This window comes from Pseudomonas fluvialis (genome assembly GCF_002835605.1).
In the GTDB taxonomy this organism is placed as follows: Bacteria; Pseudomonadota; Gammaproteobacteria; order Pseudomonadales; family Pseudomonadaceae; genus Aquipseudomonas; species Aquipseudomonas fluvialis.
In genome coordinates this window covers 1-11034 of record NZ_PIYS01000024.1, presented here as the reverse complement: position 1 = coordinate 11034, position 11034 = coordinate 1, and the positions used below count along the sequence as shown (strand labels likewise).

Genomic DNA, 11034 nt, shown 5'->3' with positions numbered 1-11034 from the left:
TCACTTAAGCGGAGCAGCCTTTCGATCCACTGGATAACGGGTCTTTGAGATCTTCACCGTCCTTGGTCTTGATGGCCTTGGACGGTGATCCAGAAACAGCCCACCGATTCCTGCTCTCAGCTCCGACAATCGTGTTCCTGTTGCTGAAATCGGGTTGGCCGCCGCCATCACGATCAATTGCACGGCGATGTATTGAGCTACTGGTTTGAAGCGGATGTCGCCCGGAGAGCGGCCGAAGGCGACGGCTGCCTGACCGGCTTCGCGGCGGATGATGTTGTAGGCCAACAACAAGCCCCAGACCTCCTGGTAGACCAGCTCCGTTACCTTGCTGCGCAGGGTCATCGCATTCTGCTGCAGAGAGCTTTTGATATCCCGGAAGCCCAGCTCGATCTCCCAGCGCTCCTGATACAGCTTGGCGATGGTCTTGGCGCTGTAAGTATCCGCAGGCAGCGAGGTGAGCACTGTCTTGATCTTGTCCTTCACGGCGTAGCTGACTTCACGTACCTCCCAGTGCGTCGGCAGGTCGGGGTTGCGCTTTCGTGCCTGTGCCGACACCTTCATGCGCAGCAAACGATCGCCCTTGCCGTAACGAGCGACTTCCTCGCCAACCAGCCCTTGGCGGGCCGGAATCAGCCAGTGCCGGCTTTCCCCTGCGGCGCCCAGGCGCAACAGCAAGTCGGCACTCCAGAAGCCCTTATCGAACAGCGTCACCGACTGATTGGGAATCTGCTGCATAAACTCATCGGCCAAGCGCATCTCACTGCGCCGGTAGGGACTCACCTGCGCATCCAGAATCAGGTGCGAGCGCACGTTCATCAGGGCTACCAGTCGCAGCATGGGAAACGGCGTCTGGCGCTCGGTGGAGGTATTGCCGGAGCCGAAATGCTCTCGGAGTTCAGGCGTGTCTGGGGTGCGCAGGAGTGCGCCATCCACGGCCAATACTTGCAGGCCCTGCCAGGTATCGCCCTCATAGCGCTCGCAACCCCACTGGTTACCCGTCTGACGAAACAGCCACTCAACCGGATCGGCACCCAATCGTTTACGCGCCTCGGTGACACCGCTTCGGGCCAGCAGGTCGTGAGAGGCCAGCCCCTGGGCACAGATATTCAGGCGTCGTGCGACCTCATGCACCGGCTCGTCACGGAACAAGGCCATGCCAAGCACCAGCCAGAGCACCTGATCGCTGGGCAGACGCCGCCGCCTTATGGTGGCCTGGGCGGACAAGTCCAGAGCGGATGCCACCCACTCGATCGGGATGTTTTGGGTGAAGGTGCTCAGATCCGAGAAGTTGAACAGTTCACCTAAGTCGAGCAGTTGCTGTTGCAGAGACATAAAAAATCCGATGCCAGGAACCTGACATCGGATTTTCGGGGAAGCCCCGTCAGGGCTCAAATGCTTAAGTGAACAGCATTACGGCACTAGGCCGGGCTCTTCAGGCTCAGGGGCGGGCTCAGCCGTCCAGCAGTGCCTTGTCACGTACGGCGCCCTTGTCGGCACTGGTGGCCAGCAGCGCGTAGGCTTTCAGGGCGGTGGAGACCTTGCGTGCACGCGGCTGCGCCGGCTTCCAGCCCTTCTTGTCCTGCTCGGCACGACGCGCGGCCAGTTCGTCATCCGACACCAGCAGGTTGATGCTGCGGTTGGGGATGTCGATCAGCACCTTGTCGCCGTCCTGGACCAGGCCGATGGCACCGCCGGCGGCGGCTTCCGGCGAGGCGTGGCCGATGGACAGGCCCGAGGTGCCGCCGGAGAAACGGCCGTCGGTGAGCAGGGCGCAGTCTTTGCCGAGGCCCTTGGACTTCAGGTAGGAGGTCGGGTAGAGCATTTCCTGCATGCCCGGGCCGCCTTTCGGGCCTTCGTAGCGGATGATGACGATGTCGCCCGGCTTCACTTCGTCGGCGAGGATGCCCTTCACGGCGCTGTCCTGGCTCTCGAAGATCTTCGCCCGGCCTTCGAAGACGTGGATGGATTCGTCCACGCCGGCGGTCTTCACCACGCAGCCGTCCAGGGCGATGTTGCCGTAGAGCACGGCCAGGCCGCCTTCCTGCGAGTAGGCGTGCTCGACGCTGCGGATGCAGCCGTTTTCGCGGTCGTCGTCCAGGGTCTCCCAGCGGGTGCTCTGGCTGAACGCCACCTGGGTCGGGATACCGGCCGGGCCAGCCTTGAAGAAGGTGTGCACGGCTTCGTCGCTGGTCTGGGTGATGTCCCACTGGGCGATAGCCTGGGCCATGCTCGGGCTGTGCACGGTCGGCACGTCGGTGTGCAGCAGGCCGCCGCGGGCCAGTTCACCGAGGATCGAGAAGATGCCGCCGGCGCGGTGCACGTCTTCCATGTGGTACTTCTGGATGTTCGGAGCCACCTTGCACAGCTGCGGCACCTTGCGCGACAGCCGGTCGATGTCGCGCAGGTCGAAGGCCAGCTCGGCCTCCTGGGCGGCGGCCAGCAGGTGCAGGATGGTGTTGGTCGAGCCACCCATGGCGATGTCCAGGGTCATGGCGTTCTCGAAGGCCTTGAAGCTGGCGATGTTGCGCGGCAGGACGTTGTCGTTGCCTTCGTTGTAGTACTGGCGGCACAGGTCGACGATCAGCCGGCCGGCGCGCAGGAACAGCTGTTCGCGGTCGCTGTGGGTGGCCAGGGTCGAGCCGTTGCCCGGCAGCGACAGGCCGAGGGCCTCGGTCAGGCAGTTCATCGAGTTGGCGGTGAACATGCCGGAGCAGCTGCCGCAGGTCGGGCAGGCGCTGCGCTCGTACTCGGCGACCTTCTCGTCGGAGCAGGAATCGTCGGCCGCGACCACCATGGCGTCGACCAGGTCCAGGCCGTGGCTGGCCAGCTTGGTCTTGCCGGCTTCCATCGGCCCGCCGGAGACGAACACCACCGGGATGTTCAGGCGCAGGGCGGCCATCAGCATGCCGGGGGTGATCTTGTCGCAGTTGCTGATGCAGACGATGGCGTCGGCGCAGTGGGCGTTGACCATGTATTCCACGGAGTCGGCGATGATCTCGCGGCTCGGCAGCGAATAGAGCATGCCGTCGTGGCCCATGGCGATGCCGTCGTCGACGGCGATGGTGTTGAATTCCTTGGCCACGCCGCCGGCTTTCTCGATCTCGCGGGCGACCAGCTGGCCGAGGTCCTTCAGGTGCACGTGGCCGGGGACGAACTGGGTGAAGGAGTTGGCGATGGCGATGATCGGCTTCTTGAAGTCTTCGTCCTTCATCCCGGTGGCGCGCCACAGGGCGCGGGCGCCGGCCATGTTGCGACCGAAGGTGGAGGTTTTCGAGCGGTAGTCAGGCATTGCGGCATTCCTGCAGGCTAATCAGGTGATGGTCTTGGGGTGAGCATGGTGGGTGCCGGCAGCCAGTGATAAATGGTCGCTGCCGCCCTGGTGGCCTGCTGGCGCTGCGGGATCACCGCGTGCCCGGCCGGTCTCACTGGCCCGCCTGAGATATGGCAGGGAGCCTCGATTCTAATCCCGCGGGCGCTGCCACGAAAGGCCGCTCGCGCGCTGGTTGTGTAACGATTTGCCTGGCAGTGCGCAGCCTGGGGGCGGGCACTGGCCTAAACTGCGCCGCGTATCAGCCACCTGCAAGGATGCCCGTTATGCCTGCGCTGTCGCTTCGCTCACCGCTTTTCTACCTGGCGATCGGCCTGGGGCAGGGCCTGTTGCTGTGGTGGGTGCAGAGTTTGGGGCTGTTCCAGCCGGTGCAGGTCAGCCTGGCGTGGGCGTTGCTGGTCATGGCGCTGGTGGCCGGCCTGGGCGTGCAGCTGTTGGCTGGGCAGGCTCGCCTGCGGGGTGCCCTGTTTCTGCTGGGCGGCCTGGCCGTACTCATGGGCGGGGTGACCGGCAGCCTGCTATGGCTGACCAGGCCGCTGGACGCCCCGGCGGGGGGGAGCAGCCTGATACGTTTGAGTTGGGGGCTGAGCGCACCCCTGATCGCCTACATCGCGCTGGCCTTCATTCTCAGTTGGCCCAGTCGCGTAGCGGGTCGCCTGCGCTACCCGGACCTGTTCCAGCATGCCTGGAACACGGTGTTCATCCTGCTGCTGGGCGTGCTGCTGGTGGCGGCCTTCAGCTTGCTGTTGCTGCTGTGTGCCGGGCTGTTCGACATGTTGGGCATCCGCGCGGTCGGTGAGCTATTCGGTTCAACTGGCTTCATGGCGTTGGCGCCTCTGCTGGTGTTCGCCATGGGCGTACGCATGGGCTGCGAGAACCAGCGGGTCATCGGCTTGTTGCGTGGCATTCTGCTGGCGCTGTGTCGTTTCCTGCTGCCGCTGAGTGCCGCGATTGCCCTGCTGTTTACCCTGACCCTGCCGTTTACCGGCTTGCAGCCTGTCTGGCAGACCGGGCATTCCACGGCCATCCTACTGTGCCTGGTGTTTAGCAATCTGCTGTTCATCAACGGGGTGTTTCAGGATGGCAGCGAGGCAGTCAGCTATCCGCGGGTGTTGCGTTATCTGGTGACAGCCAGCATCCCCTGCCTGTTGCTGCTGGCGCTGCTGGCCGGCTATTCGAGCGGGTTGCGCATTGTGCAGTACGGCTTCACCCCGCAGCGCTTCTACGCCGCGCTGCTGGTGCTGGTGGCGCTGTGTTACAGCCTGGCGCTGCTGTGCGCGCTATGGCCACGCCAGGCTGTCTGGCTGGGCAATCTGCGGCGCAGCAATCCGCCGCTGGCTTTGTGCCTGTGTGGCCTGCTGGTGCTGGCGCACAGCCCCTGGTTCAACGCGCTGGAAATCAGCGCGCGCAGCCAGCTGCAGCGTGTGCTGAACACTCAGGATGAGGTGCAGGCGGAGACGTTGCGCTATCTGCGTGAGCGTCTGGGTTATGCCGGTGTGGCGCAGTTCAATGCGCTGCGCGAGCGCCTGCAAGCAGGCCAGCTACTTGATGAGCCGGCGCGTAGCGCCTTGCTGGAGCGTTTGCACAGCACGGAACAGCAGGGCCCCTATGCACCGGCTCCCGCCGACCCGCAAGCCTTGCCTGCAGGCACGCTGAAGTGGTTGGGCAGCGCGGAGGACGAGGCGCATCGGGTAGTTGGCAGGCAGCATCTTGAGGAAGCGTGTCGCTATGCTGGCTGCCTGTTGTGGGCTGTCGACCTGGATGGCGACGCGGCTAACGAGGTGCTGTTGCTACCGACGGAACATTACGGCAGTGAGCTGCTGTTCTTTGCCCGTGACGGGCAAGGGCGCTGGCAGGCGGCCGGGCGCTTCAAGGAGGTGTATGCGAGCGAGTCGTTGATCGCAGCGATTCGCGAGGGGCGCGTGCAGCGGATCACGCCACGCTACCAGAGCCTGCAGGTCGGCGAGACACTTTACGTGCCTCGCCCGTCCACGGACTGAGCCGATTTTTCCGCTGCCTCAGCTGTTGGGCAGCAGACGTACGGTCAGGCTCTTGATGTAGCGCGTCTCGACGATGGCCGGATGTACCGGATGATCGGGGCCCTGTGCACCGCGCTCGAGCAGCTGGATGTTGCGATCCAGATGGCGTGCGCTCTGCAGCAGGATGTTCTGCAGATCATCCTCGGGCAGGTGCATGGAGCAACTGGCGCTGACCAGAATGCCGTCCTTGCTGAGCAAGCGCATGGCGGCTTCGTTGAGGCGGCGGTAGGCGGCTTCGCCGTTCTTCAGGTCCTTCTTGCGCTTGATGAAGGCGGGCGGGTCAGCGACCACCACGTCGAAGCGTTCTTCGGCCGCTTTCAGCTCGCGCAGGGCAGCGAACACGTCACCTTCGATGCAGGTGACCTTTTCGGCCACGCCGTTGAGTGCGGCATTGCGCTCCACGCCATCCAGGGCCAGGGCCGAGCCGTCCACGCAGAACACCTCGCTGGCCCCAAAGGCGGCGGCCTGCACGCCCCAGCCGCCGATATAACTGAACAGGTCGAGCACCCGCTTGCCCTTGACGTAGGGGGCCAGGCGCGCACGGTTCATGCGATGGTCGTAGAACCAGCCGGTTTTCTGCCCGCCCAGTACCGGCGCCTCGAAGCGCACGCCGTTTTCTTCCAGGGCGACCCATTCCGGGACGACACCAAAGGCCGTCTCCACATAACGCTGCAGGCCTTCGGCATCCCGCGCGGCCGAGTCGTTCTTGAACAGGATGCCGCGGGGCTTGAGCACCTGCACCAGTGCTTCAATCAGCGCTTCCTTGTGCTGCTCCATGGTCGCGGAAGCCAGTTGTACGACCAGGATGTCATGGAAGCGGTCGATCACCAGGCCGGGCAGCAGGTCTGAGTCACCGTAGACCAACCGATAGCAGGGGCTGTCGAACAGTCGCTCGCGCAGCGACAGGGCGACCTGCAGGCGGTGCACCAGCAGCGACTTGTCCAGGCTATGGCGAATGTCGCGCGACAACAGGCGGGCACAGATCAGGTTGTTGGGGCTCAGGGCGACGATGCCCAGCGGTTTGCCGCTGGATGTTTCCAGGATGGCCTGGTCGCCGGCGGCAAAGGCCGTCAACGGCGTGGCGGCGACATCCACTTCGTTGCTGAACACCCACAGGTGGCCACCGCGCAAACGGCGATCGGCATTGGCTTTGAGGCGCAGGCTGGGCAGGGTCATGGTGGGGCTCCGGAAAAATCAGGCGCGCAGTATACCCGGCGGCGCCAGGCACGGTGCGTGCTGTGCCTGGCTAGGCTGATCGGCTGCGACCGAAGGTCGCCACGCAGGCTGCCCAAACTGTGCTCCGCTTGGCTAAACTGGCAGCATTATTTTGTGGTAGCCCTGCCATGACACCAGAACTCAGCGCCGAACAGATCCAGAAAGTCCTGCAGGGTATCAGCGTGCCGCCCCAGCCGCAGATCATGGTCGACCTGCAGATGGAGCAGGTCATGCCCTATCCTGATCTGAAGGCTATCGCCCGCCTGATCAGCCAGGATCCGGGGTTGTCGGGGGCCTTGTTGAAAATCGTAAATTCACCGCAGTTCGGCCTGTCCAATCGCATTGCATCGATCCAGCAGGCAGTCAATCTGCTGGGTAGTAATTCGGTGATCAACCTGATCAATGCCCAGTCGATCAAGGGTGAACTGACCGATGAAGCTATTGTGGTGCTCAACCGCTTCTGGGACAGCGCCCAGGATGTGGCCATGACCTGCCTTAACCTGGCCAAGAGCATCGGCTACCAGTCGCCTGACGAGGCCTACACCCTGGGGCTGTTCCACAATTGCGGCATTCCCCTGATGATCAAGCGCTTCCCCGGCTACATGGGCATTCTCGAAGAAGCCTACGCCAGCGCGACCAGCGAACAGCGCATCGTCGACACGGAAAACCGCCTGCTCAATACCAATCATGCGGTGGTGGGGTATTTCACGGCGCGTTCCTGGCGCCTGCCGGAGTACCTCTGCGAGGTGATCGCCAATCACCATAATGCGTTGTCGATGTTTTCCGATGACAGCGAACGCAATGCCAAGCAGAAGACCCTGCTGGCCATTCTCAAGATGGCTGAGAACATCTGTGCGACCTACCGGGTGCTGGGTGCCCAGGACGAAGATCGCGAGTGGCAGAGTGTCAGTACCCTGGTGCTGGAGTACGTCGGTTTTTCCGAGTACGACTATGACAATCTCAAGGAAAGCATTCGCGACCTTGCCCTGTCCCGTTAAAGGCCGTTGAAAAAAACGTAGGCGAGGCAGGCAAGACAAGGCGAAAACGGCCGAAAAAGCACAGTTTACGTGGTGTAAATGAGCATTTTGAGGCCGTTTTCAACGCGGTATTGCCAACGCAGGTGGTTTTTCAACGGCCTGTTAACGCTTCGCCTGCCTGAGCTGCCCGTGGGCGCGGGCTGGAGTGGTCATGCCTGAATTACCTGAAGTCGAAACTACCCGTCGTGGTATCGAGCCCCATCTGCTTGGCCAGCGTGTCAGCCGTGTCCTGCTGCGTGAGCGGCGCTTGCGCTGGCCGATACCCGAAGACCTGGATATCCGTCTTTCCGGTCAGCGCATCGAGGCGGTCGAGCGTCGCGCCAAGTACCTGCTGATCAAGGCCGAAAGCGGCACGCTGATTGCCCATCTGGGCATGTCCGGCAGTTTGCGTCTGGTGCCGCTGGGCACGCCGGCGGCCAGGCACGAGCATGTCGATATCGAGCTGGAATCTGGCCTGGCGCTGCGCTACACCGACCCACGGCGTTTCGGTGCCCTGCTCTGGAGTCAGGAGCCGCTGGCCCATGAGTTGTTGGCCAGGCTGGGGCCTGAGCCACTCGGCGGCAGCTTCGACGGTGAGCGTCTGTATGAGCTGTCGCGCGGGCGCAGCCTGGCGGTCAAACCCTTCATCATGGATAACGCGGTGGTGGTTGGCGTCGGTAATATTTACGCCAGCGAGGCCTTGTTTGCCGCCGGCATCGATCCACGCCGCGAGGCGGGGAGTATTTCACGGGCTCGCTATCTGCGCCTGGGCGAGGAGATCAAACGGATCCTCGCCTATGCCATCGAGCGCGGGGGGACCACCCTGCGTGACTTTGTCGGCGGCGATGGCCAGCCAGGCTATTTCCAGCAGGAGCTGTTCGTCTACGGCCGGGGCGGGGAGTTTTGCAAGACTTGCGGCAGCACCCTGCGAGAGGTCAAGCTCGGCCAGCGGGCCAGCGTCTACTGCCCGCGCTGCCAGCGCTGAGGCCTGTGCAGCGGACACAACAAGAATAAGAGGTCTGCATGTCCGGTAATTTCCTACCGCCCAATCCCCTGGCCGAGTGGCTGGGCCGTACCCTGCTGCGCCTGATGGGCTGGCGCATGGAAGGCGAATTGCCCAAGCTCGACAAGTTTGTGGTAATTGGTGCCCACCATACGTCCAATTGGGACTTCGTGCTGTTCATTGCCCTGAAGTTCATGCTGCGCCTGAATGCCCGCTGGTTCGGCAAGCACAGCATCTTTCGCTGGCCGTTTGCCGGGTTGCTGCGCCGCTGGGGAGGCATCGCCATCCAGCGCGACAGTGCGCACAACGTGGTCGACCAGGCGATCCGCAATTTTCGCGAGCATGAGCAGTTCATCCTCGTGCTATCGCCGGAAGGTACCCGGCGCAAGGTGCAGCGCTGGCGCATGGGCTTCTACCACATCGCACGGGGTGCGGGCGTGCCTGTCGTGCTGGGGGCGCTGGACTATGCCAACCGGCGTTTGGTTATCGGTCCGACCTTCTGGCCGACCGGGGATGCCGAGGCCGACCTGCGCGAGATCCTGCAGTTTTATCGGGGCTATGTGCCGAAGAAGCCGGAAAATGCCTTTTATGGCGAATAGCCGGCGATTGAAGCCCGTCACGCTGATTTTTTCACCAGCGCTGTTATAGTTAAGCCACTCTTCATAAAACCGCTGAAGGATCGCAAGCATGAACCTGTTTCGTAGCACTGCCGCTGCCCTGGCCCTGACTACCGCGGCCATGGCGCTGCCCCTGCAGGCCTGGGCCGGTCAGGATGGCACCGACCCGATGTATAACGTCGAGGCACCGCGCGCCTTTTCCATGGTGGGTGACCTGGTGGTAGCACGCCCGCTGCTGATTGGCGCTACCCTGGTGGGCACGGCAGCCTTCCTGGTCAGCTTGCCGTTTACTGCGCTGGGCGGCAATGTCGGTGAGGCTGCCGACGCTCTGGTGGTCGAGCCGGGTCGAGAAGCTTTTGTGCGCTGCCTGGGTTGCAGCAGTACGCAACAGCAGCAGATGCGTTAAACCTTCTGCAAGCCGATTTTCAGCACATAGCAAAAGGCCGCTCAATGAGCGTAATGCTGTTCACTTAAGCGGAGCAGCCTTTCGATCCACTGGATAACGGGTCTTTGAGATCTTCACCGTCCTTGGTCTTGATGGCCTTGGACGGTGATCCAGAAACAGCCCACCGATTCCTGCTCTCAGCTCCGACAATCGTGTTCCTGTTGCTGAAATCGGGTTGGCCGCCGCCATCACGATCAATTGCACGGCGATGTATTGAGCTACTGGTTTGAAGCGGATGTCGCCCGGAGAGCGGCCGAAGGCGACGGCTGCCTGACCGGCTTCGCGGCGGATGATGTTGTAGGCCAACAACAAGCCCCAGACCTCCTGGTAGACCAGCTCCGTTACCTTGCTGCGCAGGGTCATCGCATTCTGCTGCAGAGAGCTTTTGATATCCCGGAAGCCCAGCTCGATCTCCCAGCGCTCCTGATACAGCTTGGCGATGGTCTTGGCGCTGTAAGTATCCGCAGGCAGCGAGGTGAGCACTGTCTTGATCTTGTCCTTCACGGCGTAGCTGACTTCACGTACCTCCCAGTGCGTCGGCAGGTCGGGGTTGCGCTTTCGTGCCTGTGCCGACACCTTCATGCGCAGCAAACGATCGCCCTTGCCGTAACGAGCGACTTCCTCGCCAACCAGCCCTTGGCGGGCCGGAATCAGCCAGTGCCGGCTTTCCCCTGCGGCGCCCAGGCGCAACAGCAAGTCGGCACTCCAGAAGCCCTTATCGAACAGCGTCACCGACTGATTGGGAATCTGCTGCATAAACTCATCGGCCAAGCGCATCTCACTGCGCCGGTAGGGACTCACCTGCGCATCCAGAATCAGGTGCGAGCGCACGTTCATCAGGGCTACCAGTCGCAGCATGGGAAACGGCGTCTGGCGCTCGGTGGAGGTATTGCCGGAGCCGAAATGCTCTCGGAGTTCAGGCGTGTCTGGGGTGCGCAGGAGTGCGCCATCCACGGCCAATACTTGCAGGCCCTGCCAGGTATCGCCCTCATAGCGCTCGCAACCCCACTGGTTACCCGTCTGACGAAACAGCCACTCAACCGGATCGGCACCCAATCGTTTACGCGCCTCGGTGACACCGCTTCGGGCCAGCAGGTCGTGAGAGGCCAGCCCCTGGGCACAGATATTCAGGCGTCGTGCGACCTCATGCACCGGCTCGTCACGGAACAAGGCCATGCCAAGCACCAGCCAGAGCACCTGATCGCTGGGCAGACGCCGCCGCCTTATGGTGGCCTGGGCGGACAAGTCCAGAGCGGATGCCACCCACTCGATCGGGATGTTTTGGGTGAAGGTGCTCAGATCCGAGAAGTTGAACAGTTCACCTAAGTCGAGCAGTTGCTGTTGCAGAGACATAAAAAATCCGATGCCAGG

At 62.7% G+C, this 11034-nt stretch carries 9 protein-coding genes; 5 read left to right on the top strand and 4 right to left on the bottom strand.

The window, feature by feature from the left end; all coding sequences use genetic code 11:
* Both CW360_RS12845 and ilvD read right to left on the bottom strand, forming a co-directional pair.
* Complete coding sequence (locus CW360_RS12845; protein WP_170307333.1) at nucleotides 1–1332, bottom strand: IS4 family transposase; 1332 nt, start codon at nucleotides 1330–1332, stop codon at nucleotides 1–3.
* 118 nt (nucleotides 1333–1450) lie between these two features.
* Nucleotides 1451–3289: a dihydroxy-acid dehydratase gene (gene ilvD, locus CW360_RS12840; protein WP_101193971.1), complete on the bottom strand. Its 1839-nt coding sequence runs from the start codon at nucleotides 3287–3289 to the stop codon at nucleotides 1451–1453.
* 305 nt (nucleotides 3290–3594) lie between these two features.
* Here ilvD and CW360_RS12835 point away from each other — a divergent pair, with 305 nt between their 5' ends.
* Nucleotides 3595–5328: a DUF4153 domain-containing protein gene (locus CW360_RS12835; protein WP_101193970.1), complete on the top strand. Its 1734-nt coding sequence runs from the start codon at nucleotides 3595–3597 to the stop codon at nucleotides 5326–5328.
* An 18-nt stretch (nucleotides 5329–5346) separates the two neighbouring features.
* On the opposite strand, the gene CW360_RS12830 is transcribed toward CW360_RS12835, so the two are convergent.
* The gene (locus CW360_RS12830) at nucleotides 5347–6543 is read right to left on the bottom strand and encodes a class I SAM-dependent rRNA methyltransferase (protein WP_101193969.1); all 1197 of its coding nucleotides are present in this window, start codon (nucleotides 6541–6543) and stop codon (nucleotides 5347–5349) included.
* 221 nt (nucleotides 6544–6764) lie between these two features.
* Here CW360_RS12830 and CW360_RS12825 point away from each other — a divergent pair, with 221 nt between their 5' ends.
* From CW360_RS12825 to CW360_RS12810, 4 genes are all read left to right on the top strand, one after another.
* The gene (locus CW360_RS12825; protein WP_371870514.1) at nucleotides 6765–7580 is read left to right on the top strand and encodes an HDOD domain-containing protein; all 816 of its coding nucleotides are present in this window, start codon (nucleotides 6765–6767) and stop codon (nucleotides 7578–7580) included.
* A 190-nt stretch (nucleotides 7581–7770) separates the two neighbouring features.
* On the top strand, nucleotides 7771–8583 hold the full coding sequence (gene mutM, locus CW360_RS12820) for a bifunctional DNA-formamidopyrimidine glycosylase/DNA-(apurinic or apyrimidinic site) lyase (protein ID WP_101193968.1): 813 nt from the start codon (nucleotides 7771–7773) through the stop codon (nucleotides 8581–8583).
* Nucleotides 8584–8621: 38 nt separating this feature from the next.
* Nucleotides 8622–9200, top strand: coding sequence for a lysophospholipid acyltransferase family protein (locus CW360_RS12815; RefSeq protein WP_093984877.1), 579 nt, complete (start codon nucleotides 8622–8624; stop codon nucleotides 9198–9200).
* An 88-nt stretch (nucleotides 9201–9288) separates the two neighbouring features.
* Entirely contained in the window at nucleotides 9289–9624 is a 336-nt protein-coding gene (locus CW360_RS12810; RefSeq protein WP_093984878.1) for a multidrug transporter, read from the top strand.
* A 60-nt stretch (nucleotides 9625–9684) separates the two neighbouring features.
* Here the strand turns inward: CW360_RS12810 and CW360_RS12805 are convergent, their stop codons facing one another.
* Nucleotides 9685–11016, bottom strand: a complete 1332-nt coding sequence (locus CW360_RS12805) for an IS4 family transposase (RefSeq protein ID WP_170307333.1) — start codon at nucleotides 11014–11016, stop codon at nucleotides 9685–9687.
* Between the last annotated feature and the right edge of the window lie 18 nt (nucleotides 11017–11034).

Bases quoted from the DNA above. Each gene is read 5' to 3' on its own strand.
- CW360_RS12845 (WP_170307333.1), bottom strand. From the start codon at position 1,332: ATGTCTCTGCAACAGCAACTGCTCGACTTAGGTGAACTGTTCAACTTC.
- ilvD (WP_101193971.1), bottom strand. From the start codon at position 3,289: ATGCCTGACTACCGCTCGAAAACCTCCACCTTCGGTCGCAACATGGCC.
- CW360_RS12835 (WP_101193970.1), top strand. From the start codon at position 3,595: ATGCCTGCGCTGTCGCTTCGCTCACCGCTTTTCTACCTGGCGATCGGC.
- CW360_RS12830 (WP_101193969.1), bottom strand. From the start codon at position 6,543: ATGACCCTGCCCAGCCTGCGCCTCAAAGCCAATGCCGATCGCCGTTTG.
- mutM (WP_101193968.1), top strand. From the start codon at position 7,771: ATGCCTGAATTACCTGAAGTCGAAACTACCCGTCGTGGTATCGAGCCC.
- CW360_RS12815 (WP_093984877.1), top strand. From the start codon at position 8,622: ATGTCCGGTAATTTCCTACCGCCCAATCCCCTGGCCGAGTGGCTGGGC.
- CW360_RS12810 (WP_093984878.1), top strand. From the start codon at position 9,289: ATGAACCTGTTTCGTAGCACTGCCGCTGCCCTGGCCCTGACTACCGCG.
- CW360_RS12805 (WP_170307333.1), bottom strand. From the start codon at position 11,016: ATGTCTCTGCAACAGCAACTGCTCGACTTAGGTGAACTGTTCAACTTC.